The sequence below is a fragment of the Streptomyces sp. NPDC007872 genome (assembly GCF_042868165.1).
GTDB lineage: Bacteria > Actinomycetota > Actinomycetes > Streptomycetales > Streptomycetaceae > Streptomyces.
This window is the reverse complement of the sequence record NZ_JBIAEA010000002.1, coordinates 629,876-651,705: the sequence shown is the minus strand read 5'-3', so window position 1 is coordinate 651,705 and position 21,830 is coordinate 629,876. Positions and strand designations below refer to the sequence as shown.

General features: G+C 73.9%; 23 protein-coding genes and 1 riboswitch. Of the genes, 14 read left to right on the top strand and 9 right to left on the bottom strand.

The genetic code is table 11. The features are described from left to right. Nucleotides 1–130: 130 nt before the first annotated feature. Nucleotides 131–1,159, bottom strand: coding sequence for a GlxA family transcriptional regulator (locus tag ACFYNX_RS08130; protein WP_388658905.1), 1,029 nt, complete (start codon nucleotides 1,157–1,159; stop codon nucleotides 131–133). A 52-nt stretch (nucleotides 1,160–1,211) separates the two neighbouring features. Between ACFYNX_RS08130 and ACFYNX_RS08125 the strand changes: the two genes are divergently transcribed. Next, nucleotides 1,212–1,607 (top strand): cupin domain-containing protein, encoded by a 396-nt coding sequence (locus ACFYNX_RS08125; RefSeq protein ID WP_388658902.1) that lies wholly within the window; start codon nucleotides 1,212–1,214, stop codon nucleotides 1,605–1,607. An 8-nt stretch (nucleotides 1,608–1,615) separates the two neighbouring features. Here the strand turns inward: ACFYNX_RS08125 and ACFYNX_RS08120 are convergent, their stop codons facing one another. The 3 genes from ACFYNX_RS08120 to ACFYNX_RS08110 are packed head-to-tail and all read right to left on the bottom strand — an operon-like array spanning nucleotide 1,616 to nucleotide 3,142. Continuing rightward, entirely contained in the window at nucleotides 1,616–2,032 is a 417-nt protein-coding gene (locus ACFYNX_RS08120; RefSeq protein WP_125663555.1) for a hypothetical protein, read from the bottom strand. A gap of 20 nt (nucleotides 2,033–2,052) precedes the next feature. Further along, nucleotides 2,053–2,334, bottom strand: a complete 282-nt coding sequence (locus ACFYNX_RS08115) for a DUF397 domain-containing protein (protein ID WP_388658899.1) — start codon at nucleotides 2,332–2,334, stop codon at nucleotides 2,053–2,055. Further along, nucleotides 2,294–3,142 (bottom strand): Scr1 family TA system antitoxin-like transcriptional regulator, encoded by an 849-nt coding sequence (locus ACFYNX_RS08110; RefSeq protein WP_388658896.1) that lies wholly within the window; start codon nucleotides 3,140–3,142, stop codon nucleotides 2,294–2,296. The genes ACFYNX_RS08115 and ACFYNX_RS08110 overlap by 41 nt, the downstream gene beginning before the upstream one ends. Before the next feature lie 85 nt (nucleotides 3,143–3,227). Here ACFYNX_RS08110 and ACFYNX_RS08105 point away from each other — a divergent pair, with 85 nt between their 5' ends. Both ACFYNX_RS08105 and ACFYNX_RS08100 read left to right on the top strand, forming a co-directional pair. Further along, nucleotides 3,228–3,635 carry an ATP-binding protein gene (locus tag ACFYNX_RS08105; RefSeq protein ID WP_365537757.1) on the top strand — a complete coding sequence of 136 codons (408 nt, stop codon included), beginning with the start codon at nucleotides 3,228–3,230 and terminating at the stop codon, nucleotides 3,633–3,635. A gap of 46 nt (nucleotides 3,636–3,681) precedes the next feature. Further along, nucleotides 3,682–4,311 (top strand): class I SAM-dependent methyltransferase, encoded by a 630-nt coding sequence (locus tag ACFYNX_RS08100; protein ID WP_388658893.1) that lies wholly within the window; start codon nucleotides 3,682–3,684, stop codon nucleotides 4,309–4,311. 66 nt (nucleotides 4,312–4,377) lie between these two features. Here the strand turns inward: ACFYNX_RS08100 and ACFYNX_RS08095 are convergent, their stop codons facing one another. Then, on the bottom strand, nucleotides 4,378–6,246 hold the full coding sequence (locus tag ACFYNX_RS08095; RefSeq protein ID WP_388658891.1) for a hypothetical protein: 1,869 nt from the start codon (nucleotides 6,244–6,246) through the stop codon (nucleotides 4,378–4,380). A gap of 296 nt (nucleotides 6,247–6,542) precedes the next feature. Here ACFYNX_RS08095 and ACFYNX_RS08090 point away from each other — a divergent pair, with 296 nt between their 5' ends. Both ACFYNX_RS08090 and ACFYNX_RS08085 read left to right on the top strand, forming a co-directional pair. Continuing rightward, on the top strand, nucleotides 6,543–7,427 hold the full coding sequence (locus ACFYNX_RS08090) for an N-acetylmuramoyl-L-alanine amidase (protein ID WP_388658889.1): 885 nt from the start codon (nucleotides 6,543–6,545) through the stop codon (nucleotides 7,425–7,427). 115 nt (nucleotides 7,428–7,542) lie between these two features. Further along, complete coding sequence (locus tag ACFYNX_RS08085; protein ID WP_388658887.1) at nucleotides 7,543–8,397, top strand: hypothetical protein; 855 nt, start codon at nucleotides 7,543–7,545, stop codon at nucleotides 8,395–8,397. A 60-nt stretch (nucleotides 8,398–8,457) separates the two neighbouring features. Here the strand turns inward: ACFYNX_RS08085 and ACFYNX_RS08080 are convergent, their stop codons facing one another. From ACFYNX_RS08080 to ACFYNX_RS08065, 4 genes are all read right to left on the bottom strand, one after another. Continuing rightward, nucleotides 8,458–9,018, bottom strand: a complete 561-nt coding sequence (locus ACFYNX_RS08080; protein ID WP_388658885.1) for a hypothetical protein — start codon at nucleotides 9,016–9,018, stop codon at nucleotides 8,458–8,460. A 97-nt stretch (nucleotides 9,019–9,115) separates the two neighbouring features. Further along, on the bottom strand, nucleotides 9,116–10,207 hold the full coding sequence (locus tag ACFYNX_RS08075; RefSeq protein WP_388658882.1) for a prenyltransferase: 1,092 nt from the start codon (nucleotides 10,205–10,207) through the stop codon (nucleotides 9,116–9,118). Beyond that, complete coding sequence (locus ACFYNX_RS08070; RefSeq protein WP_365537773.1) at nucleotides 10,204–10,938, bottom strand: class I SAM-dependent methyltransferase; 735 nt, start codon at nucleotides 10,936–10,938, stop codon at nucleotides 10,204–10,206. Before ACFYNX_RS08070 ends, ACFYNX_RS08075 begins: the two co-directional genes overlap by 4 nt. A 109-nt stretch (nucleotides 10,939–11,047) precedes the next feature. Continuing rightward, nucleotides 11,048–12,415, bottom strand: a complete 1,368-nt coding sequence (locus tag ACFYNX_RS08065) for a glycosyltransferase family 4 protein (RefSeq protein ID WP_388658879.1) — start codon at nucleotides 12,413–12,415, stop codon at nucleotides 11,048–11,050. 208 nt (nucleotides 12,416–12,623) lie between these two features. On the opposite strand from ACFYNX_RS08065, the gene ACFYNX_RS08060 reads away from it, so the two are divergent. The 9 genes from ACFYNX_RS08060 to ACFYNX_RS08020 all read left to right on the top strand — a co-directional run bounded on the left by ACFYNX_RS08060 (nucleotide 12,624) and on the right by ACFYNX_RS08020 (nucleotide 21,814). Continuing rightward, entirely contained in the window at nucleotides 12,624–13,238 is a 615-nt protein-coding gene (locus tag ACFYNX_RS08060) for a TetR family transcriptional regulator (RefSeq protein WP_365537778.1), read from the top strand. 109 nt (nucleotides 13,239–13,347) lie between these two features. Beyond that, nucleotides 13,348–13,426: riboswitch (cobalamin riboswitch) on the top strand. Between the two features lie 91 nt (nucleotides 13,427–13,517). Next, nucleotides 13,518–14,771, top strand: a complete 1,254-nt coding sequence (locus ACFYNX_RS08055; RefSeq protein ID WP_388658876.1) for a prenyltransferase/squalene oxidase repeat-containing protein — start codon at nucleotides 13,518–13,520, stop codon at nucleotides 14,769–14,771. Beyond that, entirely contained in the window at nucleotides 14,768–15,481 is a 714-nt protein-coding gene (locus tag ACFYNX_RS08050) for an SCO2322 family protein (RefSeq protein WP_388658874.1), read from the top strand. The genes ACFYNX_RS08055 and ACFYNX_RS08050 overlap by 4 nt, the downstream gene beginning before the upstream one ends. Next, nucleotides 15,478–16,605 carry an energy-coupling factor transporter transmembrane component T gene (locus ACFYNX_RS08045; protein WP_388658871.1) on the top strand — a complete coding sequence of 376 codons (1,128 nt, stop codon included), beginning with the start codon at nucleotides 15,478–15,480 and terminating at the stop codon, nucleotides 16,603–16,605. Before ACFYNX_RS08050 ends, ACFYNX_RS08045 begins: the two co-directional genes overlap by 4 nt. Continuing rightward, nucleotides 16,602–18,326 carry an ABC transporter ATP-binding protein gene (locus ACFYNX_RS08040; protein WP_388658868.1) on the top strand — a complete coding sequence of 575 codons (1,725 nt, stop codon included), beginning with the start codon at nucleotides 16,602–16,604 and terminating at the stop codon, nucleotides 18,324–18,326. Before ACFYNX_RS08045 ends, ACFYNX_RS08040 begins: the two co-directional genes overlap by 4 nt. Next, a complete protein-coding gene (locus ACFYNX_RS08035; protein ID WP_388658866.1) occupies nucleotides 18,323–19,186 on the top strand; it encodes an ECF transporter S component in 864 nt (287 codons plus the stop codon). The genes ACFYNX_RS08040 and ACFYNX_RS08035 overlap by 4 nt, the downstream gene beginning before the upstream one ends. Before the next feature lie 286 nt (nucleotides 19,187–19,472). Continuing rightward, on the top strand, nucleotides 19,473–19,874 hold the full coding sequence (locus ACFYNX_RS08030; protein WP_388658863.1) for a transglycosylase SLT domain-containing protein: 402 nt from the start codon (nucleotides 19,473–19,475) through the stop codon (nucleotides 19,872–19,874). A gap of 126 nt (nucleotides 19,875–20,000) precedes the next feature. Beyond that, entirely contained in the window at nucleotides 20,001–21,149 is a 1,149-nt protein-coding gene (locus ACFYNX_RS08025; RefSeq protein ID WP_388658860.1) for a DUF2330 domain-containing protein, read from the top strand. Beyond that, complete coding sequence (locus tag ACFYNX_RS08020; protein WP_388658857.1) at nucleotides 21,146–21,814, top strand: O-methyltransferase; 669 nt, start codon at nucleotides 21,146–21,148, stop codon at nucleotides 21,812–21,814. The genes ACFYNX_RS08025 and ACFYNX_RS08020 overlap by 4 nt, the downstream gene beginning before the upstream one ends. Nucleotides 21,815–21,830 lie beyond the last annotated feature (16 nt).

Sequence of the window (21,830 nt, the reverse complement as noted above, 5' to 3'; positions counted from 1 at the left end):
TGTGAAGCCTGTGAAGAAGAGGCGCACGGGATGGGATAATCAAGCCATAACTTGGCTGGAAAACTACCCTGTGGGGCGCCGTCGGGAACCAGGGGCACGGCATCCGGCCCCTCCCGCGCACTCCGCCCTCTCAGCCCGGCGGAATCACCCCCGCCCCCTCGCCGCGCCGGAGCCCGTAGCGGTGGCGGTACTCCGTCGGCGTGAGGCCCGTCTCTCGGCGCATCAGGGTGCGCAGGTGGGCCGCCGTGCCCAGGCCGCTGCCCCGGGCGACCGCGTCGAGACGGGCCTCGCCCCGTTCGATCAACCGGCAGGCCAGGGCGACCCGTTCGCCCGTCAGCCACGCCAGCGGGGTCGTGCCCAGTTCCGCCCGGAAGCGGCGATGGAGGGTCGCCGGGCTGACGGCGGCCCGGTCCGCCAGGTCCGCGACGGTCAGCGGCCGGTCGAGCCGCTCCTGCGCCCACGCGAGGACCGGCGCGAGCGACGCGTCGGGGACGTCCGGTACGGGGCGCTCGACGAACTGCTTCTGTCCGCCGTCCCGGTGGGCCGCGAAGACCAGGCGCCGGCTGACCGCGTTCGCGGTCTCCGCCCCGTGGTCGCGCCGCACGACGTGCAGCCCGAGGTCGAGCGCCGCCGAACTGCCCGCCGCCGTCAGGACGTCCCCGTCGTCCACGAACAGTACGTCCTCCTCGAACCGCACCGCCGGGAACCGCCGCCGGAAGGAGTCCGCCCACTGCCAGTGCGCCGTGGCCCGCCGCCCGTCCAGCACCCCCGCCTCCGCCAGCGTGAAGGCCCCGCTGCAGAAGCCGACCAGCCGGGCCCCGCGCGCGTGCGCCCGCCGCACCGCGTCGAGCACGTACGGGCGGCGCGGCTCCTCCACGTCCGGCCGGTTCGGCACGATCACCGTGTCCGCCCCGTCCGCCGCCTCGAGCCCGGCGACCCCGGTGAGGGTGAAGAAGCCGTCCCGCATGAGGGTGTCCGGGTCCGGCGAGCAGAGCCGGAAGTCGTACAGCAGCTCCCGCCCCTCCCCCAGCTCCGGCCTGCGCAGGCCGAAGACCTCCGTGGCACAGCCGAGCTCGAAGGGGTTGGAGTGCGCGTCGACGATCACGACAACCCGGTGGAGCGGCGTCGCCGGACGCGGCTGCGAGGATCCTTGCGGCATGTGCGATTCCTAGCACTCGCGCCGGGTCCGCGCCACGGCCGAGGATCGGCCCATGCGCAACGAACCCCTTTCCCTCGCCACCGCCCTCTCCTCCTTCGACGACCTCTGGAGCCCCCGCATCGCGGCCCGCGTCAACGACTACGACGTCCGCGTCACGAAGGTCCGGGGCGAGCACGTCTGGCACGTCCACGACGACACCGACGAGTTCTTCCTCGTCCTCGACGGCGAGCTGTCCATCGCCCTACGCGAGCCCGCCGGCGAGCGTACGGTCCACCTCCCCCGCGGCTCCGTCTTCACCGTCCCGCGCGGCACCGAGCACCGCCCGTCCTCCCCCGGCGGCGCCTCGATCCTCCTGTTCGAGCCCACGGGCACGTCCACGGTCGGTGACCGCCACGACGAGGTCCCGTCCCACGTCGACGCGACGACGGGCCATGCCCTGGACCTCTGAGGCCCCTCTCAGCGGGACGCGCGCCGCCGGCGCCCGACCGCGAGCACGACGCTCGTGACGGTCGCGGCGACGGCGGTCCCCCCGAGGACCAGGAGCCCCGGGTTCACCCACCACGGGACGATCTCCGTCCCCCGGCACACCAGGCTCACCGGGAGCGCGCTGCTGTGGTCCGGGTAGGTCTTCGTCCCCGCCTTGAAGTAGCAGGCGTCCTCGGGGAAGAGGAACGGCATGTAGGAGAGGCCGTAGAGGTGCAGCGCGCCGCCCGCGAGGTACGCGAACGCGGCAATCCAGGCGGCCTTCTTGGCGGCGGTACGAGGGGGGCGGGGCGCCCGGGGCCAGGGCGGTTCGTCGCCCCTGCGGGCCCGGACGAGGCCCGCGTACGTGATCCCCGCCCAGGCGGGTAGCGCCAGGGCGAGGATCACCATTCCTATGAGGGTCGCCACGGTCAGCGGCCGAGACGCCCCTCGGCGGCGGCGCTCACGAAGACCGCGAAGGCGGCCGGGGCGGCGAGGAAGGCGGGGCCTTCGGGGTTCTTGGAGTCCCGCACGGCGACGTGCGCGGTGAGGTCGGCGACCTCGACACACTCGCCGCCGGTGTCGCTGCTGTGCGAGGACTTGCGCCAGGCGGCGTTGCCGAGCGGGGCGCACTCGATGCAGTCGCCGCCGTTGTCTCCGCTGTACGAGGACTTACGCCAGCGCACGTCCGTCAGGTTCCGGTCGGTCCCCATATCGTTCCTCCATGACGCGGGCGATCAGTTCGGCCGACTTCTCCACCGAGAGAGCAGCGGCCCGCAAGTGATCGTAACGGAGCGACCCTTCCCGGAAAGCGGCTGGATCGGCCGTCATGTGTCCTCGGAGGAAGTCCTCGGTGTAGACGAGATCCGGGTCGTCCTCGAAACGCAGCATCGTGAAGGAGCCCGGCAGCCCCGCGTGTGCCCCGGCCGTGAACGGGAGGATCTGGATCTTCACCCACTCCCGTTCCTGGATGCGCAACAGGTGGGCGAGTTGATCTCGCATCACCGCGCGTCCGCCAATCTCCTGATGCAGTACCGCCTCGCTCAGGATGACCCAGATCAGTGGTGGGGTCTCGCGGTCCAGGATCCGTTGCCGGTCGATTCGGGCGGCGACCTTGGCATCGAGATCGTCCTCCGTCCTGACCCCCAGGACGGCTCGGGCGTACGCATCCGTCTGGAGCAGGCCATATACCAACTGCGCCTGGAAGGTTGAGATGTACGTCGCCCGCGCCTCCAGGTCCGCGTACGGCTGGAACCACGTCGGCAACTGGCTCTTCAGCACCAGCCCCACCAGCCTCGTGAACGTCCCGCCCGTCATCAACGCGGCGTCGAGTTGTTCCGAGAACCGCCTCGTCGGGACCTTCTTCGCCGTCTCTATCTGGCCGATCAGCGAGCCCGTGCAGTAGACGACGTCACCGAGTTGCGACTGGTTCAGTCCGGCCGCCTCCCTCAGACGGCGTAATTCCGCCCCGTAATAGTCCAGCGGCGAGGCGCTGGGATCGAGGTTGCGGATGTTGACCACGGCGAGGTCACCCCCCAGATCGACGCATCAAGGCGTTGTGTTCGGGCCGTAGCCGAGCGTAACGAAACGGGACCATCCTGGGGGCATGAATCAGGCAACGGACCTCTACCCTGCGGAACTTGCCACGAGTTACCGGATGGGGTTCACGGTGGGTGAGCACTCGGCCGGTCACATGCGCCGCATCCTGCACATGTTCCTCACGCGGTGGGAACTCGTCCGATTGTCGGACCCCGCGACCCTCGCGCTCACCGAGCTGATCGCGAACGTCGTCCGGCACGTGCCGGGCCGCAGGTGTTCCGTGCTGATCCTGCGCGAGCCGCACGGGCTGCGGGTGGAGGTGGCGGACGGAGCGCCCGGGACCCCGGCCGCGAAGGCGGGCGGGCCGCTGGACGAGGGCGGGCGGGGACTCGTGCTCGTGGAGGCCGTGACGGACCGGTGGGGGGTCGAGGAGCAGGCCGGCGGCAAGACGGTGTGGTTCGAGTGCGACGCGTAGGGCACGATGGGCGCCCGTACCGCCGTACCCGTCAGTAGGAGCCACCATGTCCGAGCCCAGCCCCGAGATCCTTGCCGCCTTCGAGGCCGCGAAGGGCTTCATGCCCGCCGGGGAGGGGCTCGCGCTGTACGGGGCGGCCGCCGAGGCCGCGAAGCTGGGCCTGCCGCTCCTGGAGGTCGGGACGTACTGCGGGCGGTCCACGATCCTGCTCGCGGACGCGGCACGGCAGGCGGGGACCGTCGCGGTCACCGTGGACCACCACCGGGGCAGCGAGGAGCAGCAGCCCGGGTGGGAGTACCACGACCCGACCGTGGTCGACCCCGAGGTGGGCCTCATGGACACCCTGCCGACCTTCCGGCGGACCCTGCGCAAGGCGGGCCTGGAGGAGCACGTGATCGCGGTCGTCGGGCGCTCGCCGCAGGTGGCGAAGGTGTGGGCCGGGCAGCTCGGCCTCGTGTTCGTCGACGGCGGGCACACCGACGAACACGCCGTGAACGACTACGAGGGCTGGGCCCCCAAGGTCGCCCCCGGCGGGCTGCTCGTCATCCACGACGTCTTCCCGGACCCGGCGGACGGCGGCCAGGCCCCGTACCGCATCTACCTCCGCGCCCTGGAGTCGGGCGACTTCGAGGAGGTCTCGGTCACCGACTCGCTGCGGGTGCTGCGCCGCCGCTGAGGCGGGAACGGGCGACGGCCGCCCCCCTCGTGAGGGAGGGGCGGCCGCCGGGCGGGGCTCCGCGTCTCAGAACCCCGACGTCACGTACAGGCAGTTCGTGTAGCTGTAGCCCGGTTCGATCTTCGCCTTGCTCGACTTGGTGTCCCCGGCCGACGACGTGCCGGTGCCGGCCCGCTTCTGGAGGAAGTGGTAACTGCCGGCGGGCAGCAGCAGGGTCGCCTTCGGGTACTTCGAGGCCGGGCCGGTGCACGCCTTGATCTTCTTCGGGTCCAGGAAGACCGAGCCCGGGTACTTGGTGCAGGTCGCGCACGCGTTCAGCGTGATCTTCCCGGTCGTCGGGCCCGTGTAGAGCAGGTCGACCGAGCCGGGGCCGTCGTTGCTCACGACCATGACCATGCGGGCGCCGCCGGGGGCCTTCGCCGGGGGCAGGCTCTTGCCGGCCTCGGGCTCCTCGTCCGCGATCTCGGCGGCGATGGCGATCGAGCGCGCGTGCGCGGCCTTCGGGCTGCCCGGGTGGTCCTTGGCGAACCGGGTCATCGTCGTGGCCGCGTCGTCGAAGTCCTTGTTCTTGAACTGCGAGGTGCCGCAGGCGAAGTCGCCCTTCTCGACGGCCGCCTCCGCCTGCCCCGAGGCGCCCCCGAGGGCGGAGTCCGGCATGGCGGCCACGGTGGTGCTGATCGTGCGCAGCTCGACGACCGTGTCGCAGGGGGCGGTGCCGCCGTCGATCGCGGTGGACCGCGTCTTGATCGCCTCGCGGACGGCCGGTCCGACGCGGGTCGCCCGGTCCGACTTCGGGAAGGTCTCCAGGAGCGCGTTCAGGCTCTTGTCGGCGGACGGGTCGGCGGCCTGCACGCCGAGCGCGGCCGTCCCGCACTCGTACAGCGACTCGGCCAGCGGCTCGTCCGCCTTCGCCGGGCGGGAGCCGAGGAGGTCCTTGTCGAGCGTGCCGGACAGGCCCCGCAGGTGCGTGAGCGGCGCGACCGCCTTGCAGTAGTCCTTCTTCCCGTACGGGGCGGAGAGCTGCGCGTAGTACGCGTCGAGGCGCGCGGGGACCAGCTTCCCGGCCCGCGATCCCGCGTGCTTGGTGCCGAGGTCCTGGTAGGTGTCGAGCGCCAGGCGGTAGAGGGGCTCGGCCCGCTCGAAGAGGAGGCCCTCGCCGGACTTCACCCGCTCGTCGGCGACGGTGAGGCGGGCGAGCAGGGCCTCCTCCTTCGCCTCGTCGCGGGCCGCCCCGTACGCGAGGGTGCCCCCGGCGGGCACGGCGAGCAGCACCAGGGCGAGCGGCAGCGCCAGGCGCCGGAAGCCGGTGCCGATCCGGAGGGTGGCGCGCAGTCCGCGCCGGAAGCCGTCGGCCGCGGCGGCGAGCAGGACGACGCCGTACCCGACGAGGAAGCCGACGGGCACGCCGTCGACGTCGGCGGGGAGCGCGACCACGAGCAGGGCGATCGTGGCGAGCCAGCAGAGCGCGGCGCCGATCCAGTGGCGCAGGAGCACGTACCCCAGGCCGAGGCCGGAGAGGTTGAGCAGGCCGATCGCGACGGCCTGCGCCGGGTTCGCCGGGCCGGGGGGCCGCGCGGGCGGCGGGGTCCCGGGACCGGGCGGCGGGCCGTAGCCGGGAGGTCCGTACCCCGGCGGTCCGTATCCCGGCGGGGGCCCGTAGCCGGGCGCGGTCGCGGGGCCGGACTGCGGATAGCCGTATCCGGGCGCGGCGGCGCCCGCGCCGACGGGGACCGAGCCGGAGGGCTCGCCCGCGGGCTGCCCGGGGGCCTGGCGGGAGTCCTGACCGGACGGCTGCCCGGAGGCCTGCGACGGCGTGCCGAAGGCGAGCGTGGGCGCGGCGGGCGGCTGGGCCGGCGGGGGCGGGGCCGCCGGTGTCCCCGGGGCCGCCGCCGGGCGCGCCGGGGCCCAGGGCGGCGCCTCGGGCGCCGGACCCACGCGCGGGTCGGGAGCCGAGGGGCCCTGCCCGCCCCCACCCCGACTCCGGTTCCGGTTCGGATGGTTCGCAGCGTCCTCGCCCGGGACTCCGTCCACCGGCTCGGGACGTGCATCGTTCGGTTCTTCCCCCACCACGGTCCCCCTCGTGGGTCCATGCGCGGTGGCACTCCACCGTCGCCTCTTGCTGGATACCCTTCACCGTCTCCGCACACGCGTCCACCGTTCTTCGGGAGCGGTGACCAACCTGCGACGCACCCCTGCGCGTTTTCGCCCTTCTCACGGCCTAAAGTCGCGGGGTGCCGAACGACCAGTGGAAGACCGCCCGCCGTCCCCTCGCCCTCGTCCTCGCCGCCACGGGCTGCTGCGTCGCGCTCGCCGGGTGCGGGACCGCCCCGGACCCGGCCGGCCCGCCGTCGGACAAGGCCCCGGGCTCCCGGGAGCCGTCCACGTCCGCTCCCGCCTCCCCCTCCTCCGCTTCCGCCTCCACCCCCACCGCGCCGGAGAACCGTTCCCTCACCGGGAGGACCGTCGTCGTCGACCCCGGTCACAACCCCGGCAATTTCCAGCATTCCCAGGAGATCAACCAGAAGGTGAACATCGGGACGAACCGCAAGGAGTGCGACACCACGGGCACGTCGACCGATGCCGGGTACACCGAGGCCTCCTTCACCCTCGACGTCTCCCACCGGCTGCGGGACCTCCTCGTCGCGCGCGGGGCGAAGGTGGTGCTCACCCACGACGCCGACCGCCCCTGGGGCCCCTGCATCGACGAGCGGGCCCGGATCGGCAACGAGGCCCGCGCCGACGCCGTCGTCTCCGTCCACGCGGACGGTTCGGCCGCCGGGAACCGCGGTTTCCACGTGATCCTCCCCGCCCGCGTGCGGGAGGGCGCCGCCGACACCGCGGAGATCGTCGGGCCCTCCCGTGAACTGGGCGAACGGATCGCGGACCGGTTCGCCCGCGCCACCGGCACCGAGCCCTCCAACTACCTCGGCGGAGGTACCGGGTTGGACGTGCGGGACGATCTCGGCGGACTCAATCTCTCAACCGTCCCCAAGGTGTTCGTCGAATGCGGCAATATGCGTGATCCCAAGGACGCGCGACTGCTCACCTCGGCGGCGTGGCGACAGAAGGCGGCGCAGGGGATCGCGGACGGCATCGGCACCTACCTCGAGGGGTAGAACCGGCGGGCGATAGATTCTCCGTACGATGGGGCCACCCCCCTGCCACGAACTCGAGCGCCACTCCGACGCAACGGCGACCGACGCGACGACGACCCGACGAAGGACTTCTCACGTGAATATCCGCTCCCTCACCCGAGGCGATGGCGTGCTGATCGGTGCAGCGGTGGTGCTGTTCATCGCCTCGTTCCTGGACTACATCTCCTACAAGGGCCTCACGATCGACGCCCCGAACGCCTGGGACTCGCTGGGGAACGCCATCGGCGTCTACCTGGTGGGAGTGATCGGCGCGGCCCTGGTCGTCCTGAACCGCGCGCTGCCCCAGCCCCGCAAGGTCCTCGGGCTCGACCTCGGCCAGGTCGGGGTCGCGGCGACGCTCTTCACCGCCTGGTCCCTCTTCTGGACCGTCCTCGACCTCGGTGAGGTCGACGCGGGCGCCGGTCTGATCCTCGGCCTGATCGCCGCGCTCGTCCTCGCCGCCGCCGCGGTCGCCGGTCCGCTCGTCCCGGCCCTCCAGGCCCCGCTGGTGGGCGCGCCGCGTCCGCAGACCCCGCAGCCGTACGGCATGCAGCCGGGCCAGCCCGGTCCGCAGGGCGTCCCCGGCGGCTACGGCTACCCGGGCGCGCAGCAGCAGCCGTACGGCGGCGCGCACGACGCCTCGCACGGCACGGGCCACCCGTTCGGCGCGCAGGCCCCCGCCCCGCAGCCCCAGCCCCAGCCCCAGGCCGCCAAGCAGCCCGAGCCGCAGCCGGCCCCCGCGCAGCCCGCCTCGGACTTCGCCCCGTTCTGGTTCGCGGTCCCGGTCGCCCGTCCGCTGTACGCGGAGGACGGCGGACAGGCCCCGATCGCGGAGCTGGCGCCCGGCACCTGGTACCTGGCGGTCGAGCAGCGCGGCCAGGCCCTGGTGGCGCAGACGCAGGACGGGCGCCGCGGCGTCCTCCAGGACACCACCGGCATCCAGCGCGGCTGACGGTTCCGTACGTGAAGAAGGCCCCCCGTCCGGACGGGGGGCCTTCGTCGTTCCCGGGGCTCAGCCGCCGAGCTGGGACGTGCTGGGCACCTGGTCCTTGACCTCCGCGCCGGCGCTCTTCCCCGCGTCCTTCACGCTGTTGATCACGCTCTCGAAGGCGCCGACGTCCCCCTCGCCGACCTCGCCCTTGCGGAACTTGGTGCCGAGGTCCTTGAGCGAGTCGATGCCGGCGGTGAGCGGCGCGACCGCCTTGGAGAGCAGCGGGTCGCCCTGGGCGTTGTTCAGCGCCGCCTTGAGCCGGTTGTACGTGAAGGCGCCCGCGAGACCGGCCTTCACCACGGCGAAGGTGCGCCCGTCCGCGCCCTTCTTGAACTTGCCGGCGCGGTACGGCTTCACGATCCACTGGTACGTGGCGCCCGCGGCGAGACCGGCGTTGGCCACGAACCGGGTCTTGGCCAGTTTCTGCCGCTCGGCGCTGCTCGACGGGGACGGGGTCCCCGACGGGTTCGCGGAGGCGCTCGCGCTCCGCGCGTCGTCGTCACCGCCGCAGGCGGCGGTGGTCAGGAGCAGGGCGCAGCACAGCGGCAGCGCCACGGCTCCGCGCGAAAGGGTTCCGGGCACGGCGGGGACCTCCCTGGGGGCTGTGGCGCCAGCCTCGCCCCGGGGCCGTACGGGCGCCACCGGGGCGACTCCGTACGGGGGTGTGCCCCGGCCCCGCTCAGGTCCCGCAGCAGTCCGGTTCGAGGCCCACCGGGAGGCGCTCGCCGCCGAAGACGGCGACCGTGGCCTCCTCGCCGCCGAGCGCGGCCACCGCGAGCAGCAGGGACCCGGCGGTCCAGCTCGTCTGCTCCTCGGGCCACATCGCCTTGTCGGCCTCCGTGGCGCCCTCGAAGACGTACCCCGTCCAGTACATGCCGTTCGCGGCCCGCAGGTGCTGGATGTCCTGGAGGATGGTGAGGGCCCGGTCGGACTCCCCCACCGCCCAGAGGGCGAGGGCGAGTTCGCAGCTCTCGCCGCCGGTGACCCACGGGTTGGGGACCACGCAGCGCACGCCGAGGCCGGGCACGACGAACGCGTCCCAGGACGCGTCGATCCGGGCCCTCGCCTCCTCGCCGGTGACCGCGCCGCCGAGGACCGGGTAGTACCAGTCCATCGAGTAGCGGGACTTGTCGAGGAAGCGCTCGGGGTGGCGGCGGATCGCGTGGCCGAGGGCCCCGGCCGCCAGCTCCCAGTCCGGCTGCGGCTCCTCGCGGGCCTCGGCGATGGCGAGGGCGCAGCGCAGGGCCTGGTGGATCGAGGAGCTGCCGGTGAGGAGGGCGTCGGTGACGGGCTCGCCGGAGGGCTCGCGCTTCCAGCCGATCTGGCCGCCGGGCCGCTGGAGCCCGAGGACGAACTCGACGGCGGCGTAGACGACGGGCCACATCCGGTCGAGGAAGGCGTCGTCGCCGGTGGACAGGTGGTGGTGCCAGACGCCGACCGCTATGTACGCGACGAAGTTGGACTCCCGGCTGCGGTCGGTGACCCGCTCCGGGTCGCCGTCGTGGTAGGCCGCGTACCAGGAGCCGTCGGCGTTCTGGTGGCGGGCGAGCCACTCGTAGGCGCGGGCGGCGGCGGCGTGCTCGCCGGCCGCGTCCAGGGCCATGGCGGCCTCGACGTGGTCCCAGGGGTCGAGGTGGTGGCCGCGGAACCAGGGGATCGCGCCGTCCTCGCGCTGGACGGCGAGGATCCCGGCGACGGTCTCGGCGGCCTGCTCGGCGGTGAGCACGCCGGGCAGGACGAGGTGCTCGGCGATCCGCTCGGGACTCGTCACTCGGCATCGGCCTTCGGGAGGTGGGGCTTGGTCGCGTACGCCACGAAGCTCTTGCCGACGACCGGGTTGAGGAGCTGCTCGGCGACCCGGGTCAGGGCGGGCTTCTTCATGATGTCCCAGACCAGGAGCTTGTGGTAGGCCCGGACCGGCAGCGCCTTGTCGTTGTCGACGCCGAAGGCGCACTTGAGCCACCAGTACGGCGAGTGCAGCGCGTGCGCGTGGTGGGTGCCGTACGGCTTGAGGCCGGCCTGGCGGATCTTGCCGAGGAGCTCGTCGGCCTTGTAGATGCGGATGTGGCCGCCCTCGACCTCGTGGTACTCGTCGGAGAGCGTCCAGCAGACCTTCTCGGGGCCGTAGCGCGGGACGGTGATCGCGATCCGGCCGCCCGGCTTGAGGACGCGGACCATCTCGGCGAGGACGCCCTTGTCGTCCGGGATGTGCTCCATGACCTCGGAGATGATGACGACGTCGAAGGACGCGTCGGGGAAGGGCAGGTTGAGGGCGTCGCCCTCCATCGCGGTCGCGGTCGCGCCGGCGGGGGCCTCCCCGGCCTCCTTCATGGCCGCGAACCACTTGGCGACCTCGCGGATCTCCTCGCCGTTCTGGTCGAGGGCCACGACCTGGGCGCCGCGCCGGTAGCACTCGAAGGCGTGCCGGCCCGCACCGCAGCCCAGGTCGAGCACGCGGTCGCCGGGGGCGAGCGGGAAGCGGGTGAAGTCGACGGTCAGCACGAGGGCCTGCTTTCGCGGTGGAGGGAAGGTTGTGGGCAGGCGTTCCGCCGCGCGGAACGGGTGGGCACAACCGGCCCACCGGGCCGCACCCGGCGAACAGGACGAGGTGTCACCGGGCGCCCCCGCGCGCGCCGGCGCCGCGGCGGGCGATCGCCTCGCGGTACAGCTCCGCGGTGCCCCGGGCCGCGCGGGCCCAGGTGAAGCGGTCGAGGACCCGGTCCCGTCCGGCGGCGCCGAGCCGGGCGCGCAGCTCCGGGTCGCCGAGGACCCGGCCGAGGGCGGCGGCGAGGGCGTCCGCGTCGCCCGGCGGCACCGCGAGGCAGGTCTCGCCGTCGGGGCCCGCGACCTCGGGGATGGCGCCGCCGGTGGTGGCGACGAGCGGGGTGCCGGTGGCCATGGCCTCGGCGGCGGGCAGCGAGAACCCCTCGTAGAGCGAGGGCACGCAGGAGACCTGGGCGGAGCGGACGAGGTCGACGAGCTCGGCGTCGCTGATGCCCTTGACGAACTCGACGGCGCCTTCGAGGCCGTACCGCTCGATGGCCCGGGCGACCGGGCCGTCCTCGGCGCGCTTGCCGACGACGACGAGGTGCGCGTCGGGGTTCTCGGTGCGGAGCTTGGCGAGCGCCTCGATCAGGTGGATCAGGCCCTTGAGGGGGACGTCGGCGCTGGAGGTGGTGACGATCCGGCCGGGGACCTCGGCGACCGAGGGGTCCGGGGACCAGAGGTCGGTGTCGGCGCCGATGTGCACGACCCGGACGCGGTCCTCGCGTACGCCGAGGTGCTCGACGATCTCCCGGCGGGAGGTGCCGGAGACGGTGAGCACGGACGGCAGGCGGCGGGCGACCCGCTTCTGCATGGTGGTGAAGGCATACCAGCGGCGGACCGAGAGGCGGCGCTTCCAGGTGTCGGCGGCGGCGAGGTCGAGGCCGCGGTCGACGGTGATGGGGTGGTGGATCGTGGTGACGAGGGGCGCGCCGAGCGCGCGCGGGCCGCCGAGGAGTCCGTACCCGAGGGTCTGGTTGTCGTGGACGACGTCGAAGTCGCCGCGGCGGGCGGCGAGCATGCGCCGGGCCCGCAGGGAGAAGGTGAGCGGCTCGGGGAAGCCGCCGGTCCACATGGTGGCGACTTCGAGGGCGTCGATCCAGTCGCGGTACTCGTCGCGCTTCGGGGTCCGGAAGGGGTCCGGGGAGCGGTAGAGGTCGAGGCTGGCGATCTCGGTGAGCGGCACGCCCTCGTCGAGGGTCGGGTACGGCTGGGAGCCGATGACCTCGACGGTGTGGCCGAGGCGGGCGAGCTCGCGGGAGAGGTGCCGGACGTAGACGCCCTGGCCCCCGCAGAAGGGGTTCCCCTTGTACGTGAGGAGAGCGATCCGCAACGTGGGGGTCCCCCCTGTTCGAGCACGGCCGAGAACTTGGGGGACGTCACCGGGGTCGGTGACGCCCTGTCGGGGGCCTGCCTCTACGGCCTCGGCGGTCATGCGCGGCCCCCTTCGAGCGTGCGTTTCGCCGGAGCGTAACCGCTGGCGTTAATCTAGAACAAGTTACAGACTCGGCCGTCGCCCGGCCGTCCGGGAAGGACAGAATCTACCGGCAGGTAGCGCCGCGGTGAGATCCGGAGCGGGTGATTCGCGCCACGGCCCCGCCGCCGCCATACTGTCGCTCCCCACCGCACGGAATCGGGACCCCATGACCGCAGAGAACAGAGCGGAGCACGGCACCGCCGTCCCCCTGACACAGCGCCAGGAGGCGCGGCGGCGGCGCATCCTGGACGCCAGCACGCGGCTCGCGTCACGGGGCGGGTTCGACGCCGTGCAGATGCGGGAGGTCGCCGAGGAGGCGGGCGTGGCCCTGGGCACGCTGTACCGCTACTTCCCGTCGAAGGTCCATCTGCTGGTCGCGGTGATGCAGGACCAGCTCCGGCACCTGCACACCACCCTGCGCAAGCGGCCCCCGGCGGGCGCGGACCCGGCGGAGCGGGTCGCGGAGACGCTGATGCGGGCCTTCCGGGCGCTCCAGCGGGAACCGCAGCTCGCCGACGCGATGGTGCGGGCGCTGATCTTCGCGGACCGGGGGGCGAGCGCCGAGGTCGACGAGGTCTCGCGGCTGACGACCGCGATCGTCCTGGACGCGATGGGGACCGGGCACCCGACGCCGGAACAGCGCTCGGCGGTCCGGGTCATCGAGCACACCTGGCACTCGGCCCTGATCACGTGGCTGTCGGGACGCTCCTCGATCGCCCAGGTGAAGATCGACATCGAGACGGTGTGCCGGCTGATCGGGACGCCGGCGCCCACCGGGTGACGGAGCGCCGCCCGCCCGCGCGCACGGGCCGGTGCGAGGCCGCTCACACCCTCGGTGAGCAGCGCGTACGGGCCGGTAGAGTGAGCGGGTCGTCATCATGCCCGTACGGGGGGAAACCGGTGGAAATCCGGTACTGACCCGCAGCCGTGATGCCGCCCCTTCACGGAGGGCGGCGAGTCGGAATGCCCCGGACGGGACGTGACCGCCGGCACCGTCGAGGAACACGGAGCCGAGCCCGGTGCCCGAGGCGTGCCGTGCCCGGCCGCAGGAGAGGGCCCCATGAACACCGTCCGCCGCGCAGCCGCCGCCGCGCTCGCCGCCGTCGCCGCACTCGGCACCGGAGCAGCCGGGCAGGCCTCCGCCGCCCCCTCCCCGACCCCCACCACCGGGAAGCTCCCGGCCGGCCTGTACGGCACGAAGGACCCGGCCTACGACGGCGTCTGGCGCCAGTCGCTCGCCTTCCTCGCCCAGCGCGCCACCGGCTACCAGCCCTCCGACCAGGCCGTGGAGTGGCTCCTCGGCCAGCAGTGCGACGACGGCTCCTTCCCCTCCTACCGCGCGGACGCCGCGAAGCCCTGCGACGCGAAGACGATGCGGGACACCAACGCCACCGCCGTCGCCGTCCAGGCGCTCGGCGCCGTCCGCCGCCAGAGCGCGACCCCCGAGAAGGCCGACCAGGCGGTCAAGGAGGGCACCGCCTGGCTGAAGACCGTGCAGAACAAGGACGGCGGCTGGGGCTACAGCCCCGGCGGCGCCAGCGACGCCAACTCCACCTCCGTCATCGTCGGCGCGCTCGCCGCGACCGGCACGCGCCCCACCGCGTTCACCTCCGCAGAGGGCCGCACCCCCTACGACGCGCTCCTCGCCTTCGCCCTGCCCTGCACGGACAAGGAGGGCCCCGGCGCCTTCGCGTACCAGCCCGACAAGGCCGGGAAGCTGTTCGCCAACGCCGACGCCACCGCCGCCGCCACCCTCGCGGGGCTCGGCAAGAGCGTCGTCGCCACCAAGGCCTCCCCCGAGCAGGCGCCCGCCTGCGCCGACCTGTCGAAGCCGACCCCCGAGCGGGCCGCCCTCAACGGCGCCTCCTACCTGGCGAAGGCCCTCGCGAAGACCCACCACCTCGTCCAGCCGCCGATGCCGGGCGCCGCCGACACCGCCGAGCAGCCCGACTTCGGCAACACCGCCGACGCCGTCGTCGCCCTCTCCGCCGCCGGCGCCGCCAAGGCGGCCATGCCCGCCCTGGAGTGGCTGGAGGAGAACTCCGCCGCCTGGGCGAAGGAGAACGGCCCGGCCGCCTACGCCCAGCTCGTCCTGGCCGCCCGCGCGACGGAGACCGACCCGCGCAAGTTCGGCTCGGTCGACCTGGTCGAGCAGCTCAACGCCGCCGGGCCCGCGCCCAAGAGCCCCGACACCTCCGCCTCCTCCACCACCAGCGACGACGAGGACTCCGGCTTCGACCTCTGGTGGATCATCGGCATCGGCACGGTCGTCGGCGTCGGCATCGGCTTCCTCCTGAGCGGCCGCAAGAAGTGACCTCCGCCCCCGTCAGGACCCCTGCGGCCGGGACCACCACGGTCAGGACGACCGCGGCCAGGACCACCGCCAGGGTCGCGGGCGCCGCGGCCGGGGCGCTGCTGACCCTGGCCGGGGTCGCGGCCGCCCCGGCGCACGCCGCCGGCTACCGCTACTGGTCGTACTGGGAGAGCGACGGCGGCAAGCCCTGGGCGTACGCCACGCAGGGCCCGGCGACCGCCCGGCCCGCCGACGGCGACGCGGTCGGCTTCCGCTTCGCGGTCAGCCAGGAGGCCGACGACACCGCCAAACCCACCGCAGCCCCGGACTTCGCCCGGATCTGCGGGGACGTGGCGGCGAAGGACGGCACGAAGCGGGTCGCGGTCGTCGTCGACTTCGGCGGCCCGGCCGACGCCCCGCCCGGCGAGGCCCCGCCGCCGCGGCGGATCACCACCGGCTGCGCACAGCTCCGCCCCGACGCGACCGGCGCGGAGGCGCTCGCCGCCGTGGCGAAGCCGCTGCGGTACGACAGCGGGGCCATGCTGTGCGGGATCGCCGGCTACCCGGCACGGGGCTGCGGCGAGGAGGTGGGCGGGGAGCCGACCGCCGCGCCCACCCCCGGGAAGAAGCACGACGGCGGTGGCGGTCCGTCCGCCGGCGTGCTCGTCGGCGGGGCGGCCGTCCTGGCGCTCGGCGGGGCAGCGATCTGGAAGGCCCGCCGCCGCGGATGAGCACCGCCCCCGCCCGCGGCGCGCTCCGGAGCGCGCTCACGGCTCCCGTCGCGACCCGGGCCAACGCCCTGCACGCGGGCGCGTGGTGGCTGTGGGCGCTCGGCCTGGCCGTCGCCGCCTCCCGCACCACCAACCCGCTGCTGCTCGGCCTGATCGTCGGCGTCGCCGGCTACGTCGTCGCGGCCCGCCGCACGGACGCGCCCTGGGCCCGCTCGTACGGCGCGTTCGTGAAGCTGGGCCTGTTCGTGGTGGCCCTCCGCGTCGTCTTCTCCCTCCTCCTCGGCTCCCCGATCCCGGGCACGCACCTCCTCTTCACGCTGCCCGGGGTGCCGCTGCCCGACTGGGCGCAGGGGGTGCGGATCGGCGGCCGGGTGACGGCCGAGCAACTGCTCTTCGCGGTGTACGACGGCGCGAAGCTGGCGACCCTGCTGATCTGCGTGGGCGCCGCGAACGCGCTCGCCAACCCGGCGCGGCTGCTCAAGTCGCTGCCGGGGGCGCTCTACGAGGCGGGGGTCGCCGTCGTCGTGGCGATGACCTTCGCGCCGAACATGGTCGCCGACGTGGTCCGGCTGCGGACCGCCCGCCGACTGCGGGGCCGCCCCACGGGCGGGGTCCGGGCGGTCCTCCAGATCGGCCTGCCGGTCCTGGAGGGCGCCCTCGAACGCTCGATCGCGGTGGCGGCGTCGATGGACGCGCGGGGCTACGGGCGGACGGCCCACGTCCCGGCGTCCGTGCGCCGCACCACCAACGTCCTGACCCTCGGCGGGCTCCTCGGCATCTGCGCCGGCTCGTACGGGCTGCTCGCGGCGGAGGGCGCGGGCTACGGGCTCCCGCTGCTCGGCGCCGGGCTCCTCGCCTCCGTGGCCGGGCTCCGGCTCGGCGGGCGCCGGACCGTACGCACCCGGTACCGGCCCGACCGCTGGGGCACCCGGTCCTGGCTGGTGGCGGGCTCCGGGGTGGCGGTCGCGGTCCTGATGATCCGGGCGAACGCGTACGCCCCGGAGGCGCTGCACCCCGGGGTCGTCCCCCTGGCGGCCCCGGAGCTGCCGCTGCTGCCCGCGCTGTCGGTCCTGGTGGGCCTGGTGCCGGCGTTCGTGGCCCCCGTACCCGAGGAGAACCCGTGATCCGCTTCGAGAACGTCTCGGTGAGGTACGAGGAGGACGCCGAGCCGACGCTCCGGAACCTCGACCTCACCGTCCCGGAGGGAGAACTGGTCCTCCTCGTGGGCCCCTCGGGCGTGGGCAAGTCGACCCTCCTCAACGCGGTCTCGGGCCTGGTCCCCCACTTCACCGGCGGCACGCTGACGGGCCGGGTGACGGTCGACGGCCGGGACACCCGCACGCACCCGCCGCGCGAACTGGCCGACGTGGTCGGCACGGTGGGGCAGGACCCGTCGGCCCACTTCGTCACCGACACGGTCGAGGACGAGCTCGCGTACGGGATGGAGTCCCTGGGGCTCGCGCCCGGCGCCATGCGGCGCCGGGTCGAGGAGACCCTCGACCTCCTCGGCCTCGCCGAACTCCGCGACCGCCCGATCGCGACGCTCTCCGGCGGGCAGCGCCAGCGGGTCGCGATCGGCTCCGTCCTCACCCCGCACCCCAAGGTCCTCGTCCTCGACGAGCCGACCTCCGCGCTCGACCCGTCGGCGGCGGAGGACGTCCTCGCGGTCCTCCAGCGCCTGGTCCACGACCTCGGCACGACGGTCCTCCTCGCGGAACACCGCCTCGAACGCGTCGTCCAGTACGCCGACCAGGTCCTCCTCCTCCCGGAGGCGGTCATGGGCCCCCCGTCCACCGTCATGTCCCTCTCCCCGATCCACCCCCCGGTGGTCTCCCTGGGCCGCCTGGCGGGCTGGACACCACTGCCGCTGACGGTGCGGGACGCGAGGAGGAGGGCGGAGGGCTTGAAGGAGCGGCTGGAGCCGTTGATCGGGACGGGGGCCCTTGCGGGGGTTCCTGCGGGCGTCCCTGCGGGGCCTCTCCCCCACCCCTTCGGGCGTGGGGGGAGGGGTGGGGGCTTCTCCCTCTTTCCGCGACGGCGAGCGCAGGCACGGCCCCAGGACGAGGCACGCCCCGCCCCCCTCGTCCTCACCGACTCCCTCCACGTCCGCCGCGCCCGCGTAGAAGCCCTCCGCAAGATCGACCTCCGCGTCGACCCCGGCGAGACCGTCGCCCTCATGGGACGGAACGGCGCGGGAAAGTCGACCCTCCTGGCCACCCTCGTCGGCATGATCGCCCCCACCTCCGGCACCGTCCGGATCGCGGGCCGGGCCCCGCACGCCACCGACCCGCGCGAGCTGATCCGCCAGGTCGGCCTGGTGCCGCAGGAGCCGAGGGACCTGCTGTACGCGGACACCGTCGCCGCCGAGTGCGCGGCGGCCGACGCGGACGCGGACGCGGAGGACGGCACCTGCCGGGCCCTGGTGTCCGAGCTGCTGCCGGGCGTCGCGGACGACACGCACCCCCGGGACCTCTCCGAGGGCCAGCGCCTCGCCCTCGCCCTGGCCGTCGTCCTGACCGGCCGCCCGCCCCTGCTCCTCCTGGACGAGCCGACCCGCGGCCTGGACTACGCGGCCAAGGCCCGCCTCGTCGAGCACCTGCGCGCCCTCGCGGCGGACGGGCACGCGATCGTGCTCGCCACGCACGACGTGGAGCTGGCGGCCGAGCTGGCCCACCGGGTGGTGATCGTCGCGGACGGCGAGGTGGTCGCGGACGGCCCGACGGCCGAGGTCGTGGTCTCCTCGCCCGCGTTCTCGCCGCAGGTGGCCAAGATCCTGGCCCCGCAGCCGTGGCTCACGGTCGAACAGGTGGAGCGGGCGCTGGACGGCCCGGAGGGAGCGGAATGAGCGCCCGCCCCCTCCGCCTCGGTCCCCGCTCCGTCGCCGCCCTCGCCCTCGTCTCCCTGATCGGGATCGCCGCCTTCTGCTGGCCCCTGTTCGCGGACGCCGACTCGGCCGTGACGTCACACGCCGGTGACGCTCCGTGGCTGTTCGCGGCCCTGCTGCCGCTGCTCGTCGCGGTCGTGGTGGCGACGATCGCGGACTCCGGCACGGACGCGAAGGCGGTCGCGATGCTGGGGGTGCTCGCCGCCGTGGGCGCGGCGCTGCGCCCGCTGGGGGCGGGGACGGCCGGCCTGGAGCCGATGTTCTTCCTGATGGTGCTGAGCGGCCGGGTCCTGGGCCCGGGCTTCGGCTTCGTCCTCGGCGCGGTGACGATGTTCGCGTCCGCGCTGCTCACGGGCGGCGTGGGCCCCTGGATGCCGTTCCAGATGCTGTCGATGGGCTGGTTCACGATGGGGGCGGGGCTGCTGCCGGGGCAGCGGACGCTGCGGGGCCGGGGCGAGCTCCTGATGCTCTCGGCGTACGGCTTCGCGGCGGCGTTCGCGTACGGCACGGTCATGAACCTCCAGGGCTGGGTCCTGCTCCAGGGCCTGAGCAGCGGGATCTCCTTCCAGCCGGGCGCCCCGCTCCACGAGAACCTGGTCCGCTTCCTCGCCTACGTCACCGCCACCTCCCTCGGCTGGGACCTCGGCCGGGCCGTGCTCACCGTCGTCCTCACGCTCACGGTCGGCGGCACGCTCCTGAGGGCGCTGCGGCGGGCGACGCGGCGGGCGAACTTCGAGGCCCAGGTCACGTTCGAGGGCCCGGAAGGGGCCCCCGCGAGTGAGCCGCCCCACAGGACCCAGGTCACGTACGATCCGGAATAGTAGGCGTACGGAACCACCCAAAGTCCCGCCTTCACCCCCATAGCCTGCGGAAACGCACTCCACCCGCGCCCCGGGACGTTCCTCCCGGGTCCGAACCTTCCTCGTACAGGGGGTCGTTGCATCGCCGTTCCGGCCCTGCTTCTCTGGTGGACGTCGCCAGGCAGCCGGTGCTCGTCGCAGCGCCTCAGGCGGGCCGGTTCCCCCAGTTCCCGGGTCTCCCGGGCCCTGGTTCCGGCTTGCCGAAAACGCCCGGCGCGGCCTTTGTCCCCGAAGTTAGGTAGAAACCTTGATCCGCTCGCTCACCACTCGTGTCGCCGCCCGCAAGAAGACCTTCGCCGCCTCCGCAGCCGTGCTGCTGAGCGCGTCGGGCGCGGTGCTCGGCACGACGGGCTCGGCCTCGGCCGCCAGCCCGCAGGATGTCGCGCGACAGATCGTTCCCGCCTCGCAGTACGCGTCCTTCAGCAAGATCGTGGCCCACGAGTCCGGCTGGAACCACAAGGCCACCAACTCCTCCAGCGGCGCCTACGGCCTGGTCCAGGCCCTCCCGGCCTCGAAGATGTCCTCGGCCGGCTCCGACTGGAAGACGAACCCCGCCACCCAGATCAAGTGGGGTCTCACCTACATGAACGAGCGCTACGGCTCCCCGAACGCCGCCTGGGCGTTCTGGCAGGCCCACGGCTGGTACTGAGAAACCGGTCCGGCACCGCACAGCGCTCACGCAAGGCCCCGCCCTCCTCACGGAGGGGCGGGGCCTGCGGCGTTCCCGGGGCCCCTGCCGGGGAACCGGATCTCCCCCGCGCGCGTCCACACCGCCATGCGGGGGACACACGACATCCTGATCAGAAGAACGATCCTGATCAGAAGGACCAGCCTGATCAGAAGAATCCTGACGGCCTTCGTCGCGCTGCTCGCGCTCCAGGCCGGCTCGCTCGTCGCCCCGGCGTACGCCTGCGGCTGCGGCGCGATGGTCCCGGACGGGACGCGGCGGATCGGCGTCGACCGCGAGGAGTCCGCCGTCCGCTGGGACGGGCGCACCGAGACGATCGTGATGCGCTTCAGCGTCCACGGGGACGCCGAGCGGGCGGCCTGGATCATGCCGGTGCCGAGCCGGGCCGACGTCTCCCTCGGCGACCCGGAGCTGTTCGACGAGATCGACCGGCTGACCGCGCCCGAGCGGCGCGACCGCTTCCACTTCTGGCCGCGCGGGGACGACTGGCCGTTCGACGCCGGCCACGGCGACGGGGCCGGGGCGCCGCCCGGCGCGGGCAGCGGCGTCGGCGTCGTCGGCCGGGAGCGGCTCGGCCCCTTCGACGTGGCCCGGCTGACCGCCACCGACCCGGACGCGCTCGGCGACTGGCTCCGTACGAACGGCTTCGACCTGCCCGACCGGCTCACCGGCGCGCTCGGGCCGTACGTCGAGCGGGCGTGGGAGTACGTGGCGGTCCGCCTCGCGCCCGAGGAGAAGGGCTCCGTCCTGCGGGGCGAGCTGACCCCGCTGCGGATCGCCTTCGCCTCGCCCGAGCTGGTCTATCCGATGCGGCTCTCGCGGCTCGCGACGACCCCGCAGACCCTCGGCCTGTCCGTCCTGGCCGACCACCGGATGGAGCCCCGCTCCCCCATCGGCGGCGACCGGCCCGAGGTGACCTTCGCGGGGCGGATCGAGCGGCCCGAGGGGGCCGTGGCCGCGCTCGCGGGCGACCGGCCGGTCCATCTGACGGTCCTGGAGCAGGAGTTCCCGCACCCGGAGCGGATCGACGACGACCACCGCCTGCAGCGGGTCGCCGACGCCCCGTACCGCGAAGTCGTGTACACGGACCGGCTGCTGACCGTCGCCGGCGGCGTGCCCGTCTGGCTCCTGGCGGTGGGCGGCGGCCCGCTGCTCGTGGCGGCGGTGACGCTCCTGGCCGTACGGGCGTCGCAACGCCGAAGGGCGCCGGGGGCAGGTGTACGTTCGACCGCATGACGAACCCTCAATGGACCGATGTCGACCACTACTTCACCGAGCTGCTCGCCCCGGACGACGAGGCGCTGTCCGCCGCGCTCGCCGCCTCGACGGCGGCCGGTCTGCCGGAGATCGCCGTCGCCCCGAACCAGGGCAAGCTGCTCCACCTCCTCGCCCGGGTGCAGGGGGCGCGGACCATCCTGGAGATCGGCACCCTCGGCGGCTACAGCACGATCTGGCTGGCCCGCGCGCTGCCCGCCGACGGGCGCCTGATCACCCTGGAGTACGACCCGGCCCACGCGGACGTCGCCCGCTCCAACATCGCCCGCGCCGGCCTCGACAAGCTCGTCGAGGTCCGCACGGGCGCGGCCCTGGACAGCCTGCCGCAGCTCCAGGCGGAGGGCGCGGGCCCGTTCGACCTGGTCTTCATCGACGCGGACAAGGTCAACAACCCGCACTACGTGGAGTGGGCCCTGAAGCTCTCCCGGCCGGGCACGGTGATCGTCGTCGACAACGTGGTGCGGGGCGGCAAGGTCGCCACCGCCCACCCGGACGACCCGTCCGTCACCGGCACCCGCGAGATGTTCGACCTGGTCGCCCGCGAACCGCGCCTGGACGCGACGGCGTTCCAGACGGTCGGCTCGAAGGGCCACGACGGGCTGCTGCTGGCCCGCGTGGTCGACTAGAGCCCGTCCGCCTCGC

Excerpts from the sequence above, each read along its gene's own strand:
- ACFYNX_RS08125 (WP_388658902.1), top strand. The coding sequence starts at position 1,212 with ATGCGCAACGAACCCCTTTCCCTCGCCACCGCCCTCTCCTCCTTCGAC.
- ACFYNX_RS08105 (WP_365537757.1), top strand. The coding sequence starts at position 3,228 with ATGAATCAGGCAACGGACCTCTACCCTGCGGAACTTGCCACGAGTTAC.
- ACFYNX_RS08035 (WP_388658866.1), top strand. The coding sequence starts at position 18,323 with ATGAGCGCCCGCCCCCTCCGCCTCGGTCCCCGCTCCGTCGCCGCCCTC.
- ACFYNX_RS08060 (WP_365537778.1), top strand. The coding sequence starts at position 12,624 with ATGACCGCAGAGAACAGAGCGGAGCACGGCACCGCCGTCCCCCTGACA.
- ACFYNX_RS08120 (WP_125663555.1), bottom strand. The coding sequence starts at position 2,032 with ATGGTGATCCTCGCCCTGGCGCTACCCGCCTGGGCGGGGATCACGTAC.
- ACFYNX_RS08045 (WP_388658871.1), top strand. The coding sequence starts at position 15,478 with ATGAGCACCGCCCCCGCCCGCGGCGCGCTCCGGAGCGCGCTCACGGCT.
- ACFYNX_RS08020 (WP_388658857.1), top strand. The coding sequence starts at position 21,146 with ATGACGAACCCTCAATGGACCGATGTCGACCACTACTTCACCGAGCTG.
- ACFYNX_RS08100 (WP_388658893.1), top strand. The coding sequence starts at position 3,682 with ATGTCCGAGCCCAGCCCCGAGATCCTTGCCGCCTTCGAGGCCGCGAAG.
- ACFYNX_RS08025 (WP_388658860.1), top strand. The coding sequence starts at position 20,001 with ATGCGGGGGACACACGACATCCTGATCAGAAGAACGATCCTGATCAGA.
- ACFYNX_RS08115 (WP_388658899.1), bottom strand. The coding sequence starts at position 2,334 with ATGGGGACCGACCGGAACCTGACGGACGTGCGCTGGCGTAAGTCCTCG.
- ACFYNX_RS08055 (WP_388658876.1), top strand. The coding sequence starts at position 13,518 with ATGAACACCGTCCGCCGCGCAGCCGCCGCCGCGCTCGCCGCCGTCGCC.
- ACFYNX_RS08065 (WP_388658879.1), bottom strand. The coding sequence starts at position 12,415 with ATGACCGCCGAGGCCGTAGAGGCAGGCCCCCGACAGGGCGTCACCGAC.
- ACFYNX_RS08130 (WP_388658905.1), bottom strand. The coding sequence starts at position 1,159 with ATGCCGCAAGGATCCTCGCAGCCGCGTCCGGCGACGCCGCTCCACCGG.